This window comes from Streptomyces sp. WG5, assembly GCF_049974565.1.
Lineage (GTDB): Bacteria > Actinomycetota > Actinomycetes > Streptomycetales > Streptomycetaceae > Streptomyces.
Window position 1 is genome coordinate 43143 of record NZ_JBNGGC010000012.1, and the last position, 23398, is coordinate 66540.

A 23398-nucleotide genomic window follows, 5' to 3' on the forward strand; every position below is an offset into this window, starting at 1 on the left:
CCGCCCCCGAAGCAGTCGCCAGATTTCTGACGTAGGAAGAGAGCAGACCGACAGCCATGGCTGAGGCTCAGAACATCCCCGTGGGGTCCACCACCGCGGGCCAGATCGCGGTGGCCGCCGAGTCGACCGTCGCCACGCGCATGAGCGCACCCGCGTCCTTCGACGTGGCGGACTTCCCCGTCCCCCACGGCCGTGAGGAGGAGTGGCGGTTCACGCCGCTGGAGCGGCTGCGCGGGCTGCACGACGGCACCGCGGTCGCCACCGGCGACGGCGTCAAGGTCGACATCGACGCCCCCGAGGGCGTCGTCGTCGAGACCGTCGGCCGCGACGACGCGCGCATCGGCAGGGCGGGCACCCCGGCGGACCGGGTCGCCGCCCAGGCCTACTCGGCGTTCGAGAAGGCCGGCGTGATCACCGTCCCCAAGGAGACGGTCCTCACCGAGCCGATCCGCATCGCCGTGCACGGCGAGGGCGGCACCGCCTACGCCCACCAGGTCGTCGAGCTGGGCGCCTTCGCCGAGGCCGTGGTCGTCATCGACCACACCGGTGACGCGGTGCTCGCCGCCAACGTCGACTACGTCCTGGGCGACGGCGCCAAGCTGACCGTCGTCTCCGTCCAGGACTGGGACGACAAGGCCGTGCACGCCGGCCAGCACAACGCGCTGATCGGCCGGGACGCCGGCTTCAAGTCGTTCGTCGTCACCTTCGGCGGTGACCTGGTCCGGCTCCACCCGCGCGTCGCCTACGCCGGCCCCGGCGGCGAGGCCGAGCTGTTCGGCCTGTACTTCACCGACGCCGGCCAGCACCAGGAGCACCGCCTCCTGGTCGACCACAACGTCCCGCACTGCAAGTCCAACGTCGTCTACAAGGGCGCGCTGCAGGGCGACGACGCGCACGCGGTCTGGATCGGCGACGTGCTCATCGAGGCCGCGGCCGAGGGCACCGACACCTACGAGATGAACCGCAACCTCGTCCTTACGGACGGCGCGCGGGTCGACTCGGTGCCGAACCTGGAGATCGAGACCGGCGAGATCGTCGGCGCCGGCCACGCCTCCGCCACCGGCCGCTTCGACGACGAGCAGCTCTTCTACCTGATGGCGCGCGGCATCCCCGAGATCGACGCCCGCCGCCTGGTGGTCCGCGGCTTCTTCGCCGAACTGGTCCAGCAGATCGGTGTCCCGGACATCGAGGAGCGTCTGCTCGCCAAGATCGACGAGGAGCTGGAGGCGTCGGTCGCATGACCTTCGTACGCGTCTGTGGAGCGGACGAGCTGGAGGAGGACACCCCCAAGCGGGTGGAACTCGACGGCACGCCGGTCTCCGTCGTGCGCACCGAGGGCGAGATCTTCGCGATCCACGACATCTGCTCGCACGCGAACGTCTCGCTCGCCGAGGGCGAGGTCGACGACTGCCACATCGAGTGCTGGCTGCACGGCTCGCGCTTCGACCTCCGCTCGGGCAAGCCCGACAGTCTTCCGGCGACGCGCCCCGTCCCCGTATACCCCGTAAAGATCGAAGGGGACGACGTACTCGTCTCCCTCACCCAGGAGTCCTGAGGCACCCATGGCAACGCTTGAAATCCGAGACCTGCACGTCACCGTCGAGGCCGACAACGCCACGAAGGAGATCCTCAAGGGCGTCGACCTCACCGTGAAGCAGGGCGAGACGCACGCCATCATGGGCCCCAACGGCTCCGGCAAGTCGACCCTCGCCTACTCGCTCGCGGGTCACCCCAAGTACACGATCACCGGCGGCACCGTCACCCTCGACGGCGAGGACGTCCTGGAGATGTCCGTCGACGAGCGCGCCCGCGCCGGCCTCTTCCTGGCCATGCAGTACCCGGTCGAGGTCCCCGGCGTCTCGGTCTCCAACTTCCTGCGCACCTCCGCCACCGCCGTCCGCGGCGAGGCCCCCAAGCTGCGCACCTGGGTGAAGGAGGTCAAGGAGGCCATGGAGCGCCTCAACATGGACCCCGCCTTCGCCGAGCGCAACGTCAACGAGGGCTTCTCCGGCGGTGAGAAGAAGCGCCACGAGATCCTCCAGTTGGAGCTGCTCAAGCCGAAGGTCGCGATCCTCGACGAGACCGACTCCGGACTCGACGTCGACGCCCTGCGCGTCGTCTCCGAGGGCGTCAACCGGGTCCGCGAGACCGGCGAGGTCGGCACCCTGCTGATCACGCACTACACGCGCATCCTGCGCTACATCAAGCCCGACCACGTCCACGTCTTCGCGAACGGCCGCATCGCCGAGTCGGGCGGCGCCGAGCTGGCCGACAAGCTGGAGGCCGAGGGTTACGAGGCGTACACGAAGGGCGGCGCATCCGAGTGACACAGCTGCCGGGCCTCCTCGACACCGAGGCGATCCGCAAGGACTTCCCCATCCTGGACCGCAGGGTCCACGACGGGCAGAAGCTCGTCTATCTCGACAACGCCGCGACCTCGCAGACCCCCCGCCAGGTCATCGACGTGCTCAACGAGTACTACGAGCAGCACAACGCCAACGTCCACCGTGGCGTGCACGTCCTCGCCGAGGAGGCCACGGAGCTGTACGAGGGCGCGCGCGACAAGGTCGCGGAGTTCATCAACGCGCCCTCGCGCGACGAGGTGATCTTCACCAAGAACGCCTCGGAGTCGCTCAACCTCGTCGCGAACATGCTGGGCTGGGCCGACGAGCCCTACCGCGTGGACCACGACACCGAGATCGTCATCACGGAGATGGAGCACCACTCCAACATCGTGCCGTGGCAGCTGCTGGCGCAGCGCACCGGCGCGAAGCTCCGCTGGTTCGGCCTCACGGACGACGGCCGCCTGGACCTCTCGAACATCGACGAGGTCATCACGGAGAAGACGAAGATCGTCTCCTTCGTGCTGGTCTCCAACATCCTGGGCACCCAGAACCCGGTCGAGGCGATCGTGCGCCGCGCCCAGGAGGTCGGCGCCCTCGTGTGCATCGACGCCTCCCAGGCCGCGCCGCACATGCCGATGGACGTACAGGCCCTCCAGGCCGACTTCGTGGCCTTCACCGGCCACAAGATGTGCGGCCCGACGGGCATCGGCGTCCTGTGGGGCCGCCAGGAACTGCTGGAGGACCTCCCGCCCTTCCTCGGCGGCGGCGAGATGATCGAGACGGTCTCGATGCACTCCTCCACGTACGCCCCGGCCCCCCACAAGTTCGAGGCGGGCACGCCCCCGGTCGCGCAGGCGGTCGGTCTGGGCGCGGCGATCGACTACCTCAACTCGATCGGCATGGACAAGGTCCTGGCCCACGAGCACGCGCTCACCGAGTACGCGGTGAAGCGGCTGCTGGAGGTCCCCGACCTGCGCATCATCGGCCCGACGACGGCCGAGGAGCGCGGTGCGGCGATCAGCTTCACACTCGGCGACATCCACCCGCACGACGTGGGCCAGGTACTCGACGAGCAGGGCATCGCGGTCCGGGTCGGCCACCACTGCGCCCGCCCCGTCTGCCTCCGCTACGGAATTCCTGCGACCACGCGAGCGTCGTTCTATCTGTACTCCACGCCGGCCGAGATCGACGCACTGGTCGACGGCCTGGAGCACGTACGGAACTTCTTCGGCTGACGGGACGAGCGAAGAGCATGAAGCTGGACTCCATGTACCAGGAAGTCATCCTGGACCACTACAAGAACCCGCACGGGCGTGGTCTGAGGGATGGCGACGCCGAGGTGCACCACGTCAACCCGACGTGCGGTGACGAGATCACGCTGCGCGTGAAGTACGACGGTACGACGATCAGCGACGTCAGCTACGAGGGGCAGGGCTGCTCGATCAGCCAGGCGAGCGCCTCCGTGCTGAACGACCTGCTGGTCGGCAAGGACCTCGCCCAGGCGCAGCGGATCCAGGAGACCTTCCTGGAGCTGATGCAGTCCAAGGGCAGGATCGAGCCGGACGACGCGATGGAGGAGGTCCTGGAGGACGCGGTCGCGTTCGCCGGGGTCTCGAAGTACCCGGCCCGGGTCAAGTGCGCCCTGCTGAGCTGGATGGCCTGGAAGGACGCGACGGCCCAGGCACTGGACGGCGCCGACGCCGAGAAGGAGACGACGGCATGAGCGAGACCGTGGAAATGAAGCCGGCCTCGGAGGAGGAGGTCCGCGAAGCCCTGCTGGACGTCGTGGACCCCGAGCTGGGCATCGACGTCGTCAACCTGGGCCTGATCTACGGCGTCCACATCGACGACGCGAACATCGCGACCATCGACATGACCCTGACGTCGGCGGCCTGTCCGCTGACGGACGTGATCGAGGACCAGGCCAAGTCCGCCACGGACGGCCTCGTCAGCGAGCTGCGCATCAACTGGGTCTGGATGCCGCCGTGGGGCCCGGACAAGATCACGGACGACGGCCGCGAGCAGCTGCGCGCGCTCGGCTTCAACGTCTGAGACGCTCCCGCACCGCTTCACGAAACGGCGACGCCCCCGGGCGTCGCCGTTTCCGTGTGCGCACCCGCCGCCGTTATGTACGCTCGTACACATGGGATATCTGCTCCTGGCCGGAGCCATAGCCGCCGAGGTCGCCGGCACGACCGCCATGAAGTACAGCGAGGGCTTCAGCAGGCTGGGCCCCTCGGTGCTGACGGCACTCGCGTACGTGCTCTCCTTCGCGCTGCTCGCCCAGACCCTGAAGGTCCTCGCCGTCGGCACGGCGTACGCCATCTGGGCCGGCGTGGGCACCGCCGCCATCGCCGCGATCGGCGTGGCGTTCATGGGTGAGGGGATGACCGTCACCAAGGCCGCCGGCATCGCGCTGATCATCATCGGCGTGGTCGTCCTCAACCTGGGCGGCGCGCACTGATGTCCCGGCGCCACGACCCCGAGCGGCGCCGGCGCATCATCGACGCGGCGATCCGGGTCGTCGGGCGCAAGGGCATCGCCGGTCTCAGCCACCGCACCGTCGCCGCCGAGGCGGACGTCCCCCTCGGCTCGACGACATACCACTTCGCGACGCTGGACGAACTCCTGGTCGCCGCCCTGCGCCAGGCGAACGAGGGCTTCGCCAAGGTGATCGCCGCCCACCCGGCACTGTCGGACCCGGACACCGACCTGCCCGCCGAACTCGCCCGCGTCCTCGGCGAGTGGCTGGGCGGCGACCGCACGGGCGTCGAGCTGGAGTACGAGCTGTACCTGGCCGCCCTGCGCCGCCCCGCCCTGCGCCCGGTCGCCGCGGAGTGGGCCGAGGGCGTGGCCGCCACCCTGGCGTCCCGCACGGACCCGGTGACGGCGCGGGCGCTGGTGGCGCTGATGGACGGGATCTGCCTCCAGGTGCTGCTGACGGGGGCCCCGTACGACGAGGGGTACGCGCGGGACGTGCTGGCGCGGGTGACCGCCTGACCCGGGCGCCGCCGGGTCCGGCGCGGGCGCGGCGAGGGGTGGCGCGGCGCGCGATACCGGCACGTGAGATCCCCGCCGACCGGTTCGCACCCGACGCCCCGGGCCGGTTAGGTTGCCCTCATGACCGACACGACTGCACCCCGCACCACCGGCGCCGTGGCCGCCGGGCTCGCCACCATCGCCGCCGACGGCACCGTCCTCGACACCTGGTTCCCCGCCCCCGGACTCGTCGCGGAGCCGGGCCCGTCCGGCACCGAGCGCCTCACCGCCGAACAGGCCGCCGAACTCCTCGGCGGCGGCGCGACCGCGGCGGTCGGTCCCGACGCCCGCCGCGGCGTCGAGGTGGTCGCGGTCCGCACGGTCATCGCCTCGCTGGACGAGAAGCCGGTCGACACGCACGACGTCTACCTGCGCCTGCACCTGCTCTCCCACCGCCTGGTCAAGCCGCACGGCCAGAACCTGGACGGCATCTTCGCCCACCTCGCCAACGTCGCCTGGACCTCGCTGGGCCCGGTCGCCGTCGACGACGTCGAGAAGGTCCGCCTCAACGCCCGCGCCGAGGGCCTCCACCTCCAGGTGACCTCGATCGACAAGTTCCCGCGCATGACGGACTACGTCGCCCCCAAGGGCGTCCGCCTCGCCGACGCCGACCGCGTCCGCCTCGGCGCGCACCTGGCCGAGGGCACCACCGTCATGCACGAGGGCTTCGTCAACTTCAACGCGGGCACGCTCGGCACGTCGATGGTCGAAGGCCGCATCTCCGCGGGCGTCGTCGTCGGCGACGGCTCCGACATCGGCGGCGGCGCCTCCACCATGGGCACCCTCTCCGGCGGCGGCAACGTGCGCATCACCATCGGCGAGCGCTGCCTGGTCGGCGCAGAGGCGGGCGTGGGCATCGCGCTCGGCGACGAGTGCGTGGTCGAGGCCGGCCTCTACGTCACCGCCGGCACCCGCGTGACGATGCCCGACGGCCAGATCGTCAAGGCACGCGAACTCTCCGGCGCCTCCCACATCCTCTTCCGCCGCAACTCGGTCACGGGCACGGTCGAGGCCCGCCCGAACAACGCGGTGTGGGGCGGCCTGAACGACGTCCTGCACAGCCACAACTGATCACCGGCGGCCGTGACCCGCGGCCGCCCTGTCGTCGTCGAGCGCCCTTCCACGGCCCTGGGAACGGCCCGGGAGGGCGCTCGCGCCTCCAGGGCCCGCTCGTCGGTCACTGGCCGTCGACGCCCAGATCGGTGCGCATCGCCTGCTTCAGTTCCCCCAGATAGGGCCAGACCTCCTCGCGGAACTCACCCTCCAGGTCCGCCAGTTCCGCCGTGTGGTCGGAGGGCGCTGCTCCGTACTTCCGGAGCTTGCCGTACGCGGCGTTCAGGCGTTTCTTCGCCGTGCTGGAAGCGCGCAGGACGGCTTCCGGAGCGATCATCTGGGATTCCGCATAGCTGTCCCGGTAGGCCAGCCTGCCCGCTTCCAGATCAGCCAGGCGGGTGTCGACGTCCTCGTTGCGCTGAAGGGCGTGCAGATAGTTCGTCATCGCCGTCAGATACTGGCGTGCGGACGTGTTCAGGGTGATGTAGCAGGCGCGCCGGCGTTCGAGGTTCTCGAGCTGCCGCTGCCTGGCCTGCTCCGCCCGGAGCATCTCCTCGGCGTGACCGTGTTCCTCACGCCGTTGTTCGGCGGCGGCCCGGAGCTCCATGCGCTTGGTGCGGTCCGCGCGGTTCTGTGTCAGCAGCGCGGCTCCCAGCGTTCCCGCCACACCCACCACGGCGATCAACAACCCCGCCCAACTCGCCTCCATGACGCCCCCTTTCACGCAGGCGGCGCACCGTCCCCCCGGGGGGAGCCCCAGCGACCGTCACCGCTTCATCGTCCTGTACCGCTTCAATAGCACGGTCAGGCGCGCGTGGTCGGCCGTTCCGTTGAGCTCGGTCAGGAGGTCGTCGGGGCACAGCTCGTAGAGCTCACCCCACCAGTGGCGGCCCCGGTTGTCCCAGATCCGGTACCCGCCGGGCACGCCCCGGGCCACGTAGCGTCTTCTGCTCATCGCGGTGACCGTAGGCGGAGGGGGTGCGTCGCGCCAACCCAATAAGGGCGCGTGCCTCGAGCGCCCCCCGCACGTACGGATGACGCTCCGTGACCTTGCGGTGGTCTTGGTGGATGAACGGGTGGACGCAGTGTCCGATCAGACGCCGATCCGACGAACGAGGAGCCTGGTATGACGAACGAGCGGGCGAGGACCGTGGCGCGTTGGCTGGCCGGGGCGGGCGCCGCGGCGCTGGTGTGCTGGACTCCGGCGGGGGCCGCGCACGCCGACGAGACGACCACCGGTTCGCACAACGGCCCCCGGGTCGGTCTCCTCAACGTCCACGTGGGGCAGATCGACGACCCGGCGGAGGACGTACTGGAGCACACCCTGCTGTTCGGCGACGGTTACGCCTGGGACTGACCCGCGTCGGCGGCCAGGTCCCCGTACGCCGCCAGCAACGCGTCGGTCGTCGCCCGGTCCGCGCCCCGCAGCGGTGCGCGGACCGGCCCGGCGGGGAGGCCGAGCGCACCGAGGAGGGCCTTCGCGGTGACGGTGCCGGGCAGGCCCGCCGCCATCATCAGTTCGATGAGGGGGACCGCCCGCCGCTGGAGCAGGGCGGCCCGCCCGGTGTCGCCCGCGTCGAAGGCGTCGAGGACGGCCCGGAACAGCTCCGGTGCGGCGTTGGCGACGGTGCTGACGTACCCCGTCGCGCCGATCGCGTACAGGGCGAGGATCTGCTCGTCGCAGCCCGCGTAGTACGCCAGACCGGTGCGGGACAGCACCTTCTGGACGCCGAGGAGGTCGTAGGAGCAGTCCTTGACGGCGACGATCCGCGGGTGCCCGGCGAGGCGGACGAGCGTGTCGGGCTCGATGCGGGTGCCGGTGCGGCCCGGGATGTCGTAGAGGGCGAGCGGCAGGCCGCAGGCGTCCGCGACCTCCAGGAAGTGCGCTTCCAGGGCGTCCTGCGGGGGCCTGCTGTAGTACGGCGCGACCACCAGCAGGCCGTCCGCGCCCGCCTTTTCCGCGGCCAGCGCCAGCTCCACCGTGTGCCGGGTGTCGGCCGTGCCCACCCCGGCGACGAGCGACGCCCGGTCCCCGACCGCCTCCCGCACCGCCGTGATCAGCGCCGCCTTCTCGGCGTCCGTGGTGGTCGGCGACTCGCCCGTGGTGCCGGACAGCACCAGGCCGTCACAGCCCCGCGACACCAGCCGGCCGGCCAGCCGCCGGGCGCCGTCGAGGTCGAGCGCACCGGTCTCGGTGAACGGTGTGACCATGGCGCACAGGGCGCGGCCGAAGGGTGCGGGGGAGCGGGCGTCTGTCGTCATGGGAGCAGTGTCGGCAGACAGACCCTGTAGCTCCACTTAATTCTCCTACGGGATATCTCTAAGGGATGCTGCGCGGTGGGTGGGGGGTCAGGACAGGGATAGTGCCGGTGGGCGGGGGGTACCCGGAGCGCTCCGAACCGAGAGGAGGCGGAACGTGACCGGGACCATGCACACCAGGCCGGTGCACGACGAGCAGCACTCCGTGGGTGAACTGGTCGGTCAGGCCACCGAACAGCTCTCCCGGCTCGTGCGCCAGGAAGTGGCCCTCGCCAAGATGGAGCTGGCCGAGAAGGGCAGGCGCGCCGGGCGGGGCGGCGGGATGCTCGGCGCCGCGGGCGCCGTCGCGTACGTCGGTCTGTTCGCCCTGGCCGGCACGGCCACCGCCGCGCTCTCACTGGTGCTGCCCGTCTGGGCCGCGGCGCTCATCGTGACGGCGGCGCTCTTCGTGATCGCGGGCGTACTGGCCGTGCTGGGCCGCGCCCAGCTGCGTCGCGCCGTGCCCCCGAAGCCCGAGGAGACCCTGGGCAGCGTCAGGGCCGACGTGGACCAGATCAGGGAAAGGGCGCATCGATGACCGACGCGACGAGCGGGGACGGCACGAGGACCGGGGCCGGTTCCACCGCGCAGCCGGCCGGCGGGGCCAAGGGGCCCGACGAGCTGCGGCGGCAGATCGAGGAGACCCGCGGCCAGCTCGGCGACACCGTGGAGGAGCTGGCCGGGAAGGCGGACGTGAAGGGCCGCGCCAAGGCCCGGGCCGCCGACCTCCGGGACAAGGCCGGCGCCATGACCGTGCAGCTGCGCAGCTCCGCCGCACAGGCGGGACACACCGTGCAGGACAAGGCGAGCCGGGCCGGGCACACCGCACACGACAAGGCGAGCCGGGCCGGGCACACCGCACACGACAAGGCGAGCCGGGCCGGGCACACCGCACACGGCAAGGCGGGCGGGGACGGGCAGGCAGGGGAACGGCGCGTGCCGGGGCGGGCGCGCGGTGCGGTTCGGGCGGGGCTCGGGCATCCGCGTGCGGTGCTGATCGCCGGGGCGGCGGCGGGCGCGCTGGTCGCGGCGAGCGTGCTGAGCCACCGCCGGCACCACGGGTACTGCTGAGAACGCGGTGCGGGTGACGAGGGGCCTCCGGGCGGGGCCCCTCGTCACCCGCGTCGGCGGGCACCGGAGTACGTTCCGGTGTCTTCCGGCGGACACTTGACCTCAACCTTGGTCGAGGTCGGAGGGTGGTGCGTGCACCCGGAGCGCACCCGGAGCGCATCCAACGTGCACCCGACGACCATCGAGCAGTGGAGACCGGCATGACCCGCCGCACCGACGCACATCCCGAACTCGTCCGCCCGGACGTCCAGGCCCCCTTCTTCAGCACCTGGCGGGTGGGCACCCCCGAGCGGCAGCGGCAGACCGTCGACGCCATCGCCCGTACCTGGGAGCGCCGCCCCTGGCCCGCCGACGACCTGCTCGGCTACCACGTCTACACCGGCCACGACGGCAGCACCCTGCTGCACCACTCGCAGTGGGCGAGCGAGCAGGCGTACGAGTCCTTCGTCAAGACGCACCGGCAGGAGCGCGTCGACGAGATCGACACCGCCGTGCCGGGCATCGAGCGGCTGGGGCTCGGCCGGTACCGGCGCTACCGCAGCGCCACCCGCGAGGACCGCGGGACGGCGCCCGTGCCGGGGTGCATCGTGATCGTCGACGTCGAGTTCGAGGGGCCCGACCCCGAGCGGCAGCGCGCCTGGGTCGACGCCGTCCTCGAGGCCCTGGAGAGCGAGCCGGAGCCGCACCCCGGCGGCATCTCCGCCCACTTCCACCTCAGCACCGACGGCACCCGCGTCCTCAACTACGCCGAGTGGGAGACCGCCCAGGCCCACATCGACGCCCTGGCCGCACCGGGCGACGGCGTCGGTTCGGGGTCGGACCTGTGGAAGCGGGTGCAGAACTGGCCGGGCATGACCGGCGGCGGGGTCAGCCGCTACGACCACGCCCTCGGCCTGGTGCCCCGCTGAACCCGCCCCCACCGACGGCCGGTCAGGGACGGAACCGCAGCACCTGAGGGTCGTGGTCGCTGATCTGGTCGTGGAACTCGGCGTTGACGTGCACGCTGTCGTACGACAGGTGTCCGCCGCGCCGGATCGACGGGCTGACCAGGATCTGGTCGAGGACCTGGCTGTTGCCCTGGTAGACGTACGAGTAACGCTCGCTGCGCGGCAGTGACTTGACGGCCGACCACAGGGCGCCGTCGTCCTCCAGGATGCGGGTGGTCCTCGAGAACTCGAAGTCGTTGATGTCGCCGAGGACGACGACGTCGGCGTTCTTCTGGGTGGCGAGGACGTCCTTGACGAACGTGTTCACGGCCTTCGCCTGGAGGTGGCGCTGCGTCTCCGAGCCGCGCGACGGCGGCTGGTACTGGGCGGTCAGACCCTGGTCGCCGCCCTTGGAGTTGAAGTGGTTGGCGATGACCAGGACCGTCCGGCCGCGGAAGACGAACTCGCCGGCCAGCGGCTTGCGGCTGTCCTCCCAGGCGGGGTTCGCCGGGTCCACGCGGCCGGGGGAGTGGGTGAGCGCCGCCTTGCCGCGCACCTTCGTCACCCCGGTCGCGGTGGTCGCGTCGCCGGCCCCGCGGTCGGTGAAGGAGACCCGCTCCGGGTTGAACAGGAACGCCGTGCGGATGTTGCCGCCGGGCTGGCCGCCGTCCTCGCCGTCCACCGGGTCGATGCCGCGCCAGTCGTAGCGCGGGCCGCCCGCCGCGACGATCGCGTCGATCAGCTTGCCGACCGTCGCGTCGGCGGCCACCGTTCCGTCGTCCGTGGCGCCGTTGTTGTCCTGGATCTCCTCCAGGGACACGATGTCGGGCGACGCGAGGTTGCGCACGATCGCCTCGGCGTGCGCGGCGAAGGTGCCGTCGGACGGGTCGAGGTTCTCGACGTTGTACGTCGCCACCGCCAGCTCGCGGCTGCTCTGCCGGCGCGTCGTCTCGCGCTCCAGGCCCCCGCTCTCCAGGGTGCCGATCTCGCTCGCGACCAGCGTGTAGCCGCCGTACTGGTTGTAGTCCAGCGGGCCCGCGGTGGTGCCGGCGAGGGTGTCGCCCACGTGGGCGTCGGGGAAGTCGGCCGGCTTGCCCAGGGACTGGATCTGGAGGCGGCCGGTGTTCTGGGAGTCGTAGGAGCCGTACACCGTGCCGCCGCGGCGGTTGGCGTTCTCCCAGGGCTTCACCGTGACCCACAGCTCGGTGTACGGGTCGGTGGCGCCGACCACGCGGGCGTCGGCGACGCGGACGTTCATGCCCTCCAGGGACTCGTAGAGGTCCAGCGCGTACTTCGCCGGCCGCAGCGTCAGGCCGTTGACCGAGCCGTTCGCGGCCTCGTCGCCCTCGGGGGCGTACGCGCGCGGCACGGACCGGGCGGAGACGGTCGTCGCGGCCGGGACCGCGTTGCCGCTGGAGACGACCGTGAAGGCCGGGCGGGTGATCTCGGTCAGCGACTGGTTCCCGGAGGAGGTGCCGCCCGGGACGTACTCCGAGACCGTCCCGGAGACGGTGACCGCGTCACCGACGGCGACGCCCTTCGGGGTGGAGCCGGTGAAGACGAAGACGCCCTCGCTGGTGGCCGGGTCGGCGTCCGGCCGCGGATCCTGGATCCAGAAGCCTCTGGAGGAGCCGTAGCCGCGGACACCGGTGACGATTCCGGCCACGTCGGTGACCTGCTGGCCGGCGTACGGCGACAGCCGGGTGCTGCCCTGGATGTCGTGCACGCGTACGGAGTCGGCGTGCGCGGGCGAGGTGAGGACGACCGTGGACGCCGCCGAGCAGACGGCGGCGACGGTGAGCGCGGCGAGGCGCGTGGAGGACTTGCTGGCCAACGTGATCCCTCCGGGGACGTGACGGAGCGCCGGGACGAGGGTGGGGCGGTGGAGCGAGAGGGGCGCGACGGAACGAGGGTGTGACGCGAGGGGCCGCAGCGCACACGTGGACCTGAGTGAACACTTGTCCCCCCACTTCTACGCGCGTCAATCTCCTGCCTGGCCAGTCCCGTTGTCAAGGTTTCGGCCATGTACTCCACCCGTCGGGGAGATGAACCGGGCGGCATGGGTGGAAACCCGTCTAGGCTGAGCTGTTGAGCCGTACGGCGTCCGGATGGCCGTACGGTGGTCAAGGCGCGCGAGGAGAAACAGCCGATGTCAGACCGCTCCACCCTGCCGCCCGCACGGCTGCGTCCCGAGGCGGAGCTGGCCCGCGACGCGCTGTCCGCGCCGGTGCTCTCCCGGGCCGCCCGGCTCGCCCGCTGGGCCGGCCCGGACACCCGCGTCGACGCCGGAGGCGGACTCGTCGAGGAGCAGTTGCCGGCGGCGGCCGAAGAGCTCGGACTGAGCGGGGACGACGCCGCGGCGTACGCGAGCGAGGCGTGGCGGATCGCCGTGGACACCGGGCTCGTCGAGATCACCGACGAGGAGAAGGGCACCGTCGCGACGGGCGAGGACCTCGCCCTGCTCACCGGCGGCTCCCCGCAGGACGTGCTCGGGCTGTGGCTCACCGCCCTGGAGGCGGTGCTGGCCGACGCGAGCGTGCCCGACCTCGACGACCTGGTCGACGCGATGGCCGAGGGCGGCGAGGTCGACCTGACGTCCCTCGACTGGGACCCGGAGGCCGAGGCGGAGTTCCTCGACGGCGTGCTCGGCAACCTCTACCTGCTCACCGCCGGCGAGGACCGCCCCGGTGACGCCGCGGTGCCGCTGCCCGCGCTGGCCGCCTCCGTGATCGTGCCCGGCGACATGGGCGAGCCCACCAACGACGTGCTGGAGCAGGTGTCCGACGCGATGATGCGGCTGGACGACCAGTTCCGGCTGCTGGAGCCCATCGGCCTCGTCGCGTACCAGCCGGTCGACGAGGCCCTGATGGCCGACGCGGACGAGGAGCCCGCGGCACCCGTCGACGAGGCCGACGTCGCCCGCTACGGCATGGTGCGGCTCACCCCGCTCGGCCTGTACGGACTGCGCGCCCGGCTGCTGGAGGCCGGCTTCGACGCCCCCGCCGTCGGCGACCTCACCGACAAGGGCGCCGACGTCCTGCTCGACGCCACGGCCCCCTTCCCGCCGGCCGCCGCCCACGCCGAGACCGAACTGTGGCTGGCCGGCCGGAGTCCCCTCGCCGCGGCCCGCGAACTGCTGGCGGCGGCCCGCGGGACGGACACCGGCGCGCCCCTGCGCCGGCTGCGCTGCCAGCAGGCGCTGTCCCTGGTCGGCGCCGAGGCGGAGCCCGCGCTGCGGGAGGTCCTCGACGACGGCGAGCTGGGCGGCCTCGCCCGGGTCTGGCTGACCGAGCACGGCGCCCGGGACGTGCCGGCCCCGCCGCAGGAGATGGTCTTCTGGCTGACCATCGACACCGTGGCCGCCCAGCTCGCGGCCGAGGGCAACTCCGAGGAACTGCGCGCCCTGGTGGAGGGCCTGGCCCGGCAGCACGGCGGGTTCTTCGACACGGCCTGGCGGGTCGACCACCCGGCCACGCCGGACGTCCTGGAGGCGATGGGGCGGCTGCACCCCGACAAGAAGATCGCCAAAGAGGCGCGCAAGGCGGCGTTCAAGGCGCGGTCGCAGCACGGCGGCTGACGCCGGGCGGGGCGGAGCCGGCGGGAAGGGGGCCGGCGGCGCGGGCACCCACGCTCCCGTCCAGGGGGCGCGTACGGGTCCGGTGCGCGCGTGGGAGAACTCTCCGCCAGTTCAACTCCCGTTCAGGCACGGGCGGGATTCCCGTTCAGACGTGGGCGGAACCGTGTCGCCGACCGAGGTCCGCCACCCTTCACGGCACGTCCACCGTCACAGGAGACACCATGTCGCTCACCCGCAGGGACTTCGCCGGCCGATCCGCGCTCACCGGCGCCACCGTCGTGCTGGCGGGCAGCGTCGGCTCCCTCGCCACCGCCCCGAACGCCCTCGCGTCCACGGACACCGAGAGCGCGGGGGAGGAGCACGGACGCGGCCACGGACATGGGCACGACCACGGCGGGGTCGGTTACGGACCGCTGATTCCCGACCCGGACGGCATCCTCGCCCTGCCCGCCGGATTCCGGTACGAGATCATCACCTACTGCGGCCGGACCAAGCTCGAGTCGGGCGAGTACACCCCGTCCCACCACGACGGCACCGCCGCCTTCGACGGCCCGCGCGGCACCACCCTCCTGGTCAACAACCACGAACTCGGCGGCCACCGCGACGACTGGCCCCACCCCGTGCCGCTGACCGAGGGCCTCGTCTACGACCCCGCCGCCGCCGGAGGCTGCACCGTCGTCGAGGTCCGCCGCGGCGGCCATGTCGCCGAGTGGGTCGGCATCGCCGGCACCGCCACCAACTGCGCGGGCGGCAGCACCACCTGGGGCACCTGGCTGACCTGCGAGGAGACCGAGGACAAGGCCGGCGAGGAGGGGATGACCAAGGACCACGGCTACGTCTTCGAGGTCGACCCCGAGGACCGGCGTGCCAACCGCGATCCCAAGCCGATCAAGGCGCTGGGCCGCTACGCGCACGAGGCCGTGGTCATCGATCCCCGGCGCGGCCACGCCTACCTCACCGAGGACGCCTCCAACCCCAACGGACTCCTCTACCGCTGGGCCCCGCCGGAGGGCTTCCGGCACGGCCGCGGCCGGCTGCGCACCCTCGCCGACGACGCCGGGGTCCTCCAGGCGTTCAAGTGCTTCGACTCCGGCGGCAGGTTCGTCGACGACCTCTCCCGCGCGACGAGGACCGGCACCGTCTACGGCGTCGACTGGATCGACGTACCCGACCGCGACGCGAGGACCACCTCCGTGCGCAAGCAGTTCACCGACGGGCAGGTCACCCGCGCCCGCAAGCTGGAGGGCATGTGGTGGGCCGACGGCGGCGCGTACATCGTCTCCTCCTTCGCCCGTGACGAGAGCCCCGGCCGGCCGCACGACGGCCAGGTCTGGTTCTACGACCCGAGGCGCCGCACCCTCACCCTGAAGGTCCTCCTCGGCGTCAACCCCGACCCGTCGGCGGACGGCGCCTTCGACGGCCCCGACAACATCACCGTCTCCCCGTACGGCGGCATCGTCATCGCCGAGGACGGCGACGGAGTCCAGCACCTCTTCGGCGCCACCGACAGCGGACGCACCTACCCCATCGCCCGCAACGAACTGAACGTCGGCTCCGAGGACGAGCCCGAGTACAGCGAGTTCACCGGCGTCACCTTCTCACTCGACGGCCGCACCCTGTACGCCAACATCCAGGACCCCGGCATCATGCTCGCCATCACGGGGCCGTGGAAGCGGCAGAAGCGCCGGTAACGATGCGCTCGCCCGAGCGGTGGCCGCCCCTTCCCGGACGCCGCCTTCCGGATCGCTCCGCTGGTCGGAGCCGCGCGGCCTGAGCCGGCCGGCCCCGGCCGGCCCCGGCCGCGCGGTAGGGTGCGCGGAAGGTTGCCGGGTGGGCGGGGAGTGACGGGATGGCGCAGGTCAGGCCCATGCGTGCGGATGCCCGGCGTAACCGTGAGCGGTTGCTCGTGGTGGCGGCACAGGCCTTCGCCGAGCACGGTGAGGGCGCCTCGCTGGACGACATCGCCAAGCGCGCCGGTGTCGGCGTCGGCACGCTGTACCGGCACTTTCCGACGCGGCGGGCCCTGCTGGAGGCCGCCTACCTGGAACGGATCGAGGCCATCGCGGCGCGTGCGGACGTCATCGCGCAGGAGCTGGCGCCGGGCGACGCCCTGGACGCGTGGCTCGGCGAGCTCGCCGCCGGGATGCTCCAGGTGCGGGGGCTCAAGGCGCTGCTGGGCACGACCGTCACGGAGGGGGGCCCGACGGCGGACCGGGCGTCGTGCGGCGACTGCGTGCGGGGCGCGGTGACGCGGTTGGTCAGGGCCGCGCAGGACGAGGGCACGCTGCGCGGGGACGTCGAGCCGATCGAGGTGCTGCGGCTGGCGCACGGGGTGGCGACGGCGGCCGAGTCGACGGAGGGCGAGCACGGGACGTCCGTGCGGCGGTACCTGTCGCTGGTGTGGCAGGGGCTGCGGGCGTAGGCCGTCGGCGGGGCGTTCCCGGGGCCGGGGGCGCCCCGCCGACCGGCTGCTACAGCGCCTGGGCCGACGGCTTCACCATGCCCCGGACCGTGCGGGACTTGACGAAGTCGCCCATGGCGGTCATCTCCCACTCGCCGGAGTACTGACGGATCAGCTTCGCCATCATCACGCCGGTCTGCGGTTCGGCGCTGGTCAGGTCGAAGCGGACCAGTTCCTCACCGGTCGCGGCGTCCATGAGACGGCAGTAGGCCTTGGCGACCTCCGTGAACTTCTGGCCGGAGAACGAGTTGACCGTGAAGACCAGGCCGCTGACCTCCTGCGGGAGCCGGCCCAGGTCGACGGTGATCACCTCGTCGTCGCCGCCGCCCTCGCCGGTGAGGTTGTCCCCGGAGTGCTTGATCGCGCCGCCCACGATCTGGAGCTTGCCGAAGTAGCAGCTGTCGATGTGGTTGCGCTGCGGGCCGTACGCGATGACCGAGGCGTCCAGGTCGATGTCCTTGCCGCGGTACGCCGGCTCCCAGCCGAGGCCCATCTTGACCTGGGACAGCACCGGCCGGCCGCCCTTGACGAGGGAGACGGTCTGGTTCTTCTGGAGACTGACCCGTCCCTTGTCGAGGTTGATCTTGCCGGTGCCCGGGGCGGGGGCGGGCGGGGCGGCCGGTGCCGCGGGGGGAGCGGAGGGCATCGTGGGCGCGGCGGCGGGCGGGGGCGGCGGGGTGGCCGCCTGGGGCTGCGGCGGGGCCGGCTGGGCGGCCGGGGCGGCAGGCTCCTCCACGGAGACGCCGAAGTCCGTCGCGATGCCGGCGAGGCCGTTGGCGTAGCCCTGGCCGACCGCGCGGGCCTTCCAGGCGCCGTTGCGCAGGTAGACCTCCACGATCACCAGTGCGGTCTCGGTGCCGAGCTGCGGGGGAGTGAAGGTGGCGAGGACGGAGTTGTCGTCCGCGTTGCGGATGGTGGCGGTCGGTTCGATGCCCTGGAAGGACTGCCCGGCGGCGTCCGGGCTGGCGGTGACGACGATCTTCTCGATGCCCGGCGGGACGGCGGAGGTGTCGACCACGATCGCGTCCGGGGCGGTGCCGCCACCGGAGCGGTAGGTCACGCCCTGGCCGGTGGGCTGGTTGTAGAAGATGAAGTCGTCGTCGGAGCGCACCTTGCCGTCGGCGGTGAGCAGCAGGCCCGATACGTCGAGCCGCACGGGCGCGGCGACGTCCACCGTCACGCGGGCGGCGGAGAGGGGGATGTTCGAGCCGGGGGTCATAGCTGTCATGCCCGGTGAACGAGCGAGGCCGTTTTACCGTTCCCTTACCCGGGGGCCAATCGGGGAGTGCGGTGGTGGGGCGGCAGGCCCGAGGGTCGCGCCCCCGCCGCCCCTTCCCTTCCCGTCGCCGGGGGCCGCGCCCCCGGCGCCCGTGCTACGGCACGACCACGATCTTGCGGCCCACGCCCGCCGCGAACTGCTCCAGCGCCTGCGGGTAGCGGTCCAGTCCGATGCGGTCGCTGATGAAGACGTCCGGGTCGAGGACACCGTTCGCGAACAGCTCCGCCGCGCGCTCGTAGCTGTGCAGGACCGCCATCGAACCCGTGATGGTGATCTCCTGGTTGTAGATGCGGTACGGGTCGATCTGTACGCGCGTCGCGTAGTCGGCGACGCCGAACTGGAGGAAGGTGCCGGCCTTGGCGACCCGGTCCAGGCCGTCCTGGATCGCCGCCGCGTTGCCGGTGGCGTCGATGACCAGGTCCCAGCCCTGGGGGCGGTCCAGCTCGTCGGGGGTCGCGGCCGACGCCGAGACTCCGAGGCCGCGGGCGGTCTCCAGGCGGGCGGGGTTGAGGTCCACCACGTCCACGCTCGCCGCGCCGGTCCGCTTGGCCAGCTCCAGCATCATCAGGCCCATCGTGCCGGAGCCGTAGATCAGGACGTGGGCGCCGAGGCGGGACTGGAGGACGTCGTAGCCGCGGACCGCGCAGGAGAGCGGTTCGATCAGGGCGGCGTCCTGGGTGCGCACGTGCTCGGGGAGCTTCACGCAGTTGGCCACGGGTGCCACCGCGTACGTCGCGGCGCCGCCCGCCGTCGTCACGCCGATGGCCGCCCAGCGTTCGCAGAGGTTGTTGTGGCCGGTGCGGCAGTAGCGGCACTCGTAGCAGTACAGGGACGGGTCGACCGCGACCTGGTCGCCGACGGCCACCTCCGTGACCTGGGCGCCGGCGCCGACCACCTCGCCGGCGAACTCGTGGCCGGGCACGATCGGGAGCTTGGGCGCGAACTCGCCCTGGAGGATGTGCAGGTCGGTGCCGCACAGGCCGCAGGCGGCGACCTCGACGACGACCTCGCGCGGACCCGGCGTCGGGTCCGGGACCTCGGTGACGACGGCACGGCCCACGGACTCGATGACGGCGGCCTTCATTTCACGGCTCCCAACGACAGGCCCTGGACCAGTTTGTCCTGGGCGGCGAACCCCGCGGCGAGCACCGGCAGGGAGATGACGAGCGACGCGGCGCACACCTTGGCCAGGAAGAGGCCCTGGCTGGTGATGAAGCCGGTCAGGAAGACGGGGGCGGTCTCGGCGACCACGCCCGTCAGCACCCGGGCGAAGAGCAGTTCGTTCCAGCTGAAGATGAAGCAGATGAGCGACGTGGCGGCTATGCCCGGCAGGGCGATGGGCGCGACCACCCTCGCGAGGATCGTCGGCAGCTTCGCGCCGTCCACGCGGGCCGCCTCGATGATCGCGACCGGGACCTCGGCCAGGAAGGACTGCATCATCCAGACCGCGATCGGCAGGTTCATGGAGGTGTAGAGGATGACCAGCAGCCAGATGTTGTCCAGCAGGTCCGTGTTCTTGGCGAACAGGTAGATCGGCAGCAGGCCGGCCACCACCGGCAGCATCTTGGTGGAGAGGAAGAAGAACAGGACGTCCGTCCACTTCTTCACCGGGCGGATGGAGAGCGCGTACGCGGCGGGGAGGGCCAGGACCAGGACGAAGAGGGTGGAGGCGACCGACGCCACCGCCGAGTTGATCAGCGCGGGCCAGGGGCTCGCGCCGCCGCCCGCGCCGAAGAACTCGCGGTACCCGTCGAGCGTCAGCGACGCCGCGAAGGACGGCGGGTTGGTGGCCGCGTCCTCCTCCGAGTGGAAGGAGGTGAGCGCCATCCAGGCGATCGGCAGGAAGAAGACGATCCCGGCCAGCCAGGCCACCAGGCCCAGACCGGCACCCGCCTTGCGGCGGGCTCGCACGGGCCGGGAGCCGACGGCGGCGGGTCGTACGGCGGTGGTGCTCATGCGCGGCCAACCTCCTCGCGGAACAGGGACGACACCACGCGCAGCGCGAAGGTGGCGATGACGATCGAGCCGATGACGACCAGGACGCCCGCGGCCGAGGCGAGGCCGTTCTCGTGGGCCTGGTAGAAGCTCTGGTAGACGGTGTAGGGCAGGTTGGCCGTGCCCAGGCCGCCGGATGTGAGGGTGAAGACCGCGTCGAAGTTCTGCACGATGTAGATCGAGCCGAGCAGGGCGCCGAGTTCCAGGTAGCGGCGCAGGTGGGGCAGGGTCAGGTGGACGAAGATCTGCCAGTCGCTCGCGCCGTCCACCCGGGCGGCCTCGATCTGCTGCTGGTCGCGGCTCTGCAGTCCGGCGAGCAGGATCAGCATCATGAACGGCGTCCACTGCCACACCAGTGCGGCCTCGACCGCGAGCAGCGGGGTGTTCGAGATCCAGTCCGGCTGCGGCCCGCCGACGTAGTGCAGCAGGCCGTTGAGCAGGCCGTACTCGGGGTTGTACAGGACGTGCTTCCACAGCAGTGCCGCCGCCACCGGTACGACGAGGAACGGGGCGATCAGCAGGGTGCGGACCACGCCCCGGCCCTTGAACCTGCGGTCCAGCAGCAGGGCGAGTGCCAGCCCGAGGACCAGACTGGCCAGGACCACGGCCACCGTCAGCAGGATCGTCGTCCACACCGACTTGCGCAGGGCCGGGTCGCCGAGGACGTCGCCGTAGTTGGCGAAGCCGGTGAAGTGCCGGGCGTCCGGGTAGAGGGAGTTCCAGTCGAAGAAGGAGATCACCAGGGTGGCCACGAAGGGCAGCTGGGTGACCGCGATCATGAAGATCAGGGCGGGGAGGAGGGGCGCCCGGGTGGCCCAGGCCCGCAGCCGGGAGGACGGCGGTCGGACGGTGGGGCGGGCGTGGTCGGGTGCGGCCGAGGGGGCCGTTGTCGTGGCGGTCATCGTCCCTCGTACTCCTCGGAGATCTTCTCGGCGAGCTGCTGGGACTTCTTCAGGGCCTCCTCGACGGACTGGCGTCCGGCGATGGCCGCGCTGATCTCCTGGGAGACCTTGGTGCCGAGGTCGGTGAACTCGGGGATGCCGACGAACTGGATGCCGGGTGCGGGGCGCGGCTGCACGCCGGGGTCGTTCGGCTTGGCGCCCTCGATGGCCTCGCGGGTCATCTCCTGGAAGGCGGCGGCCTCCGCGCGGTAGGCCGGGTTCTCGTACGTGGAGGCGCGCTTGCCGGCGGGGACGTCGGACCAGCCGATCTCGTCGCCGACGAGCTGCTCGTACTCCTTGCCGGAGGCCCAGGAGACGAACTGCCAGGCCTTGTCGGCGTTGCGCGAGGCCTTCTGGATGCCCCAGGCCCAGGTGTAGAGCCAGCCCGCGGAGTCGGTCTGCTCCACGGGGGCGGGCGCGTAGCCCATCTTGCCCTTGACGGGGGAGTTCGCCGACTCCAGGGAGCCGGCCGCGGAGGTGGCGTCGTACCACATGGCGACGTTGCCCTGGGTCATGTTGTTCAGGCACTCGGCGAAGCCGGACTGGGCGGCGCCGGACTGGCCGTGCTCGCGGACCAGGCCGACATAGAACTTCGTCGCCTTCTCCCACTCGGGGGAGTCCAGCCGCGCCTGCCAGTCCTGGTCGAACCAGGTGCCGCCGAAGGTGTTCACGACCGTTGTCAGGGGTGCCATCAGCTCGCCCCAGCCGGGCAGGCCGCGCAGGCAGATGCCCTTCATGTCGGGCTCGGCCCCGTCGAGTTCGGCGGCGAGCCCGGCCACCTGGGTCCAGGTGGGGTGCTCGGGCATCGTCAGGCCCTCTTTCTCGAACACGTCCTTGCGGTACATCAGGAAGGACGATTCGCCGTAGAAGGGCTGGCCGTAGAGCTTGCCGTCGTCGCCGGTGAGGGACTCGCGCATCGGCCCCAGGATGTCCTTCTCGTCGTACGCCGGGTCCTCGGCGACGTAGGAGTCCATCGGTTGCAGCCACTCGTTGCGGGCGTAGATCGGGATCTCGTAGTTGGAGAGGGTGGCGACGTCGTACTGGCCGGCCTGGTTGGCGAAGTCCTGGCTGATCTTGTCGCGGACGTCGTTCTCCGGCAGGACGGTGAAGTTCACCTTGATGCCGGTCTCTTCGGTGAAGTGGTCCGCGGTGAGTTTCTGCAGCTGGACCATCTGGGGGTTGTTGACCATCAGGACGTTGATGGCGTCGCCGCCGGATCCGGCCCCGCCCGCCCCGACCCAGCAGCCGGAGAGCAGCGGGGCGAGCAGCGTCCCTGCGGCGGCCATGGCGAGCGTGGCTCGCGGCCTCCGTCGGCTCTGGGTTCGCATGGATCGCTCCTGAACATAGGGGGAGGTATGGGGCGGTGAGGGGTGTGGAGGTGCCTTGTGTGCGCTCTGTGCGAGCACGTGTACGAGCAGGGGTGTGAGCGGTTGCCGGAGCGTGTGCTGGTTCTCAGGCGCGGATGACCTGCGGCCCGAGCAGGGAGTAGCGGTGGGCCTCGGCCGTCGGCAGCAGCGTGCTGGTGACGATCGCCTCCAGGGCGCCGACCTCCGCGAACCGGCAGAAGCTGACCGCCCCGAACTTGGTGTGCGTGCCCGCGAAGACGGTGCGGCGGGCGGCGCGGACGGCCTGGGTCTTGACCTCGCTGACCGCCGGGTCGGGGGTGGTGAGGCCGTGTTCGCGGGAGATGCCGTTGGCGCCGATGTACGCCAGGTCGATGACGAAGCCGGCCAGCATCTTCGTCGTCCAGTGGTCGACGGTGGCCAGGGTGCCCGGGCGGACCCGGCCGCCGAGCAGCAGGACGGAGGTGTCGCCGGCCTCGGCGAGCGCGCCGGCGACCGGCAGGGACGCGGTGACCACGGTCAGCGGCCGGTCCCGGGGGAGGGCCTCGGCGATGAGCCGGGGGGTGAAGCCCTCGTCGACGAAGACGGTCTCCGCGTCGCCGAGCAGTTCGGCCGCCGCGGCGGCGACCCGGCGCTTCTCGGGCACGTGGCTGGTGGCGCGGAACTCGAGGGTGGTCTCGAAGCCGGCACTCTCCACGGGGTAGGCGCCGCCGTGGGTGCGGCGGACCAGGCCGTGGTCCTCCAGTGCGCGCAGGTCCCGGCGTACGGTCTCCTTGGCGACGCCCAGATCGGCGGCGAGCGCGGTGACGTCGACCGAGCCGGTGGCGCGGGCGATCCGCACGATCTCGCGCTGGCGCTCCTCCGCCGTCCTCGTGCCCATGCCGAACACCTGCCTCACCGCCTCGTGTGCCGCGTCCTTGCCCGTTCGGGCCGGTGCGGCCCTTGGGGGAAGTTCTACAGCGGCAGTGCGGCACTGACCAGGCCTGTTGCGGACCCGATACTGCCCGGTTGTGCCCGTTCCGGTCGCCGGGTGCCCGTCGCGGACCTGGGAGGCGGCCGTACGGAGGGTG

At 71.8% G+C, this 23398-nt stretch carries 26 protein-coding genes; 16 read left to right on the top strand and 10 right to left on the bottom strand.

The window, feature by feature from the left end; translation table 11 throughout:
* Positions 1-56: 56 nt before the first annotated feature.
* The 9 genes from sufD (at position 57) to dapD (ending at position 6455) form a co-directional block, all read left to right on the top strand.
* The gene (gene sufD, locus ACP4IX_RS14610; RefSeq protein WP_426555718.1) at positions 57-1241 is read left to right on the top strand and encodes a Fe-S cluster assembly protein SufD; all 1185 of its coding nucleotides are present in this window, start codon (positions 57-59) and stop codon (positions 1239-1241) included.
* Complete coding sequence (locus tag ACP4IX_RS14615) at positions 1238-1555, top strand: non-heme iron oxygenase ferredoxin subunit (protein ID WP_398133333.1); 318 nt, start codon at positions 1238-1240, stop codon at positions 1553-1555. Before sufD ends, ACP4IX_RS14615 begins: the two co-directional genes overlap by 4 nt.
* 7 nt (positions 1556-1562) lie before the next feature.
* The gene (gene sufC, locus ACP4IX_RS14620; protein WP_383647647.1) at positions 1563-2327 is read left to right on the top strand and encodes a Fe-S cluster assembly ATPase SufC; all 765 of its coding nucleotides are present in this window, start codon (positions 1563-1565) and stop codon (positions 2325-2327) included.
* The gene (locus ACP4IX_RS14625; protein WP_426519211.1) at positions 2324-3580 is read left to right on the top strand and encodes a cysteine desulfurase; all 1257 of its coding nucleotides are present in this window, start codon (positions 2324-2326) and stop codon (positions 3578-3580) included. The genes sufC and ACP4IX_RS14625 overlap by 4 nt, the downstream gene beginning before the upstream one ends.
* A 17-nt stretch (positions 3581-3597) precedes the next feature.
* Complete coding sequence (sufU, locus tag ACP4IX_RS14630) at positions 3598-4068, top strand: Fe-S cluster assembly sulfur transfer protein SufU (protein ID WP_030868583.1); 471 nt, start codon at positions 3598-3600, stop codon at positions 4066-4068.
* Entirely contained in the window at positions 4065-4397 is a 333-nt protein-coding gene (locus tag ACP4IX_RS14635; RefSeq protein WP_073721574.1) for a metal-sulfur cluster assembly factor, read from the top strand. Before sufU ends, ACP4IX_RS14635 begins: the two co-directional genes overlap by 4 nt.
* Before the next feature lie 91 nt (positions 4398-4488).
* Positions 4489-4809 (top strand): DMT family transporter, encoded by a 321-nt coding sequence (locus tag ACP4IX_RS14640; protein WP_426519214.1) that lies wholly within the window; start codon positions 4489-4491, stop codon positions 4807-4809.
* Positions 4809-5345, top strand: a complete 537-nt coding sequence (locus ACP4IX_RS14645; protein WP_426519215.1) for a TetR/AcrR family transcriptional regulator — start codon at positions 4809-4811, stop codon at positions 5343-5345. Before ACP4IX_RS14640 ends, ACP4IX_RS14645 begins: the two co-directional genes overlap by 1 nt.
* Positions 5346-5465: 120 nt before the next feature.
* Positions 5466-6455: a 2,3,4,5-tetrahydropyridine-2,6-dicarboxylate N-succinyltransferase gene (dapD, locus tag ACP4IX_RS14650; protein WP_426555720.1), complete on the top strand. Its 990-nt coding sequence runs from the start codon at positions 5466-5468 to the stop codon at positions 6453-6455.
* Between the two features lie 106 nt (positions 6456-6561).
* Here the strand turns inward: dapD and ACP4IX_RS14655 are convergent, their stop codons facing one another.
* Together ACP4IX_RS14655 and ACP4IX_RS14660 are read right to left on the bottom strand one after the other, a co-directional pair.
* Positions 6562-7146, bottom strand: coding sequence for a hypothetical protein (locus tag ACP4IX_RS14655; RefSeq protein WP_426555722.1), 585 nt, complete (start codon positions 7144-7146; stop codon positions 6562-6564).
* A 57-nt stretch (positions 7147-7203) separates the two neighbouring features.
* Positions 7204-7392: a hypothetical protein gene (locus tag ACP4IX_RS14660; RefSeq protein ID WP_426519219.1), complete on the bottom strand. Its 189-nt coding sequence runs from the start codon at positions 7390-7392 to the stop codon at positions 7204-7206.
* A gap of 171 nt (positions 7393-7563) precedes the next feature.
* Here ACP4IX_RS14660 and ACP4IX_RS14665 point away from each other — a divergent pair, with 171 nt between their 5' ends.
* On the top strand, positions 7564-7794 hold the full coding sequence (locus tag ACP4IX_RS14665; RefSeq protein ID WP_426519220.1) for a hypothetical protein: 231 nt from the start codon (positions 7564-7566) through the stop codon (positions 7792-7794).
* Here the strand turns inward: ACP4IX_RS14665 and dapA are convergent.
* Positions 7779-8699 (bottom strand): 4-hydroxy-tetrahydrodipicolinate synthase, encoded by a 921-nt coding sequence (dapA, locus tag ACP4IX_RS14670; protein ID WP_426555724.1) that lies wholly within the window; start codon positions 8697-8699, stop codon positions 7779-7781. The genes ACP4IX_RS14665 and dapA overlap by 16 nt on opposite strands.
* A 154-nt stretch (positions 8700-8853) precedes the next feature.
* On the opposite strand from dapA, the gene ACP4IX_RS14675 reads away from it, so the two are divergent.
* The 3 genes from ACP4IX_RS14675 (at position 8854) to ACP4IX_RS14685 (ending at position 10714) form a co-directional block, all read left to right on the top strand.
* Positions 8854-9273 carry a phage holin family protein gene (locus tag ACP4IX_RS14675; RefSeq protein ID WP_426519224.1) on the top strand — a complete coding sequence of 140 codons (420 nt, stop codon included), beginning with the start codon at positions 8854-8856 and terminating at the stop codon, positions 9271-9273.
* On the top strand, positions 9270-9806 hold the full coding sequence (locus ACP4IX_RS14680; RefSeq protein ID WP_426555725.1) for a DUF3618 domain-containing protein: 537 nt from the start codon (positions 9270-9272) through the stop codon (positions 9804-9806). Before ACP4IX_RS14675 ends, ACP4IX_RS14680 begins: the two co-directional genes overlap by 4 nt.
* Before the next feature lie 200 nt (positions 9807-10006).
* Positions 10007-10714, top strand: coding sequence for an antibiotic biosynthesis monooxygenase (locus tag ACP4IX_RS14685; RefSeq protein WP_426519228.1), 708 nt, complete (start codon positions 10007-10009; stop codon positions 10712-10714).
* A 22-nt stretch (positions 10715-10736) separates the two neighbouring features.
* On the opposite strand, the gene ACP4IX_RS14690 is transcribed toward ACP4IX_RS14685, so the two are convergent.
* Positions 10737-12566: an endonuclease/exonuclease/phosphatase family protein gene (locus ACP4IX_RS14690; protein ID WP_426555727.1), complete on the bottom strand. Its 1830-nt coding sequence runs from the start codon at positions 12564-12566 to the stop codon at positions 10737-10739.
* A gap of 315 nt (positions 12567-12881) precedes the next feature.
* Here ACP4IX_RS14690 and ACP4IX_RS14695 point away from each other — a divergent pair, with 315 nt between their 5' ends.
* The 3 genes from ACP4IX_RS14695 (at position 12882) to ACP4IX_RS14705 (ending at position 16731) form a co-directional block, all read left to right on the top strand.
* The gene (locus tag ACP4IX_RS14695; protein ID WP_426519232.1) at positions 12882-14309 is read left to right on the top strand and encodes a hypothetical protein; all 1428 of its coding nucleotides are present in this window, start codon (positions 12882-12884) and stop codon (positions 14307-14309) included.
* A 221-nt stretch (positions 14310-14530) separates the two neighbouring features.
* Positions 14531-16000 (top strand): alkaline phosphatase PhoX, encoded by a 1470-nt coding sequence (locus ACP4IX_RS14700; protein ID WP_426555729.1) that lies wholly within the window; start codon positions 14531-14533, stop codon positions 15998-16000.
* A gap of 158 nt (positions 16001-16158) precedes the next feature.
* Positions 16159-16731: a TetR/AcrR family transcriptional regulator gene (locus ACP4IX_RS14705; protein WP_426555731.1), complete on the top strand. Its 573-nt coding sequence runs from the start codon at positions 16159-16161 to the stop codon at positions 16729-16731.
* A 49-nt stretch (positions 16732-16780) separates the two neighbouring features.
* On the opposite strand, the gene ACP4IX_RS14710 is transcribed toward ACP4IX_RS14705, so the two are convergent.
* The 6 genes from ACP4IX_RS14710 to ACP4IX_RS14735 form a co-directional block, all read right to left on the bottom strand.
* Entirely contained in the window at positions 16781-17989 is a 1209-nt protein-coding gene (locus tag ACP4IX_RS14710) for a TerD family protein (RefSeq protein WP_426555866.1), read from the bottom strand.
* Positions 17990-18143: 154 nt separating this feature from the next.
* Positions 18144-19133, bottom strand: a complete 990-nt coding sequence (locus ACP4IX_RS14715) for a zinc-dependent alcohol dehydrogenase family protein (protein ID WP_426555733.1) — start codon at positions 19131-19133, stop codon at positions 18144-18146.
* Positions 19130-20005 (bottom strand): carbohydrate ABC transporter permease, encoded by an 876-nt coding sequence (locus ACP4IX_RS14720; RefSeq protein WP_426519240.1) that lies wholly within the window; start codon positions 20003-20005, stop codon positions 19130-19132. Before ACP4IX_RS14720 ends, ACP4IX_RS14715 begins: the two co-directional genes overlap by 4 nt.
* Positions 20002-20946 carry a carbohydrate ABC transporter permease gene (locus ACP4IX_RS14725; RefSeq protein ID WP_426519242.1) on the bottom strand — a complete coding sequence of 315 codons (945 nt, stop codon included), beginning with the start codon at positions 20944-20946 and terminating at the stop codon, positions 20002-20004. Before ACP4IX_RS14725 ends, ACP4IX_RS14720 begins: the two co-directional genes overlap by 4 nt.
* A complete protein-coding gene (locus tag ACP4IX_RS14730) occupies positions 20943-22313 on the bottom strand; it encodes an ABC transporter substrate-binding protein (RefSeq protein ID WP_426555735.1) in 1371 nt (456 codons plus the stop codon). The genes ACP4IX_RS14725 and ACP4IX_RS14730 overlap by 4 nt, the downstream gene beginning before the upstream one ends.
* A gap of 124 nt (positions 22314-22437) precedes the next feature.
* A complete protein-coding gene (locus ACP4IX_RS14735) occupies positions 22438-23208 on the bottom strand; it encodes a DeoR/GlpR family DNA-binding transcription regulator (protein WP_426519246.1) in 771 nt (256 codons plus the stop codon).
* Positions 23209-23398: the final 190 nt, after the last annotated feature.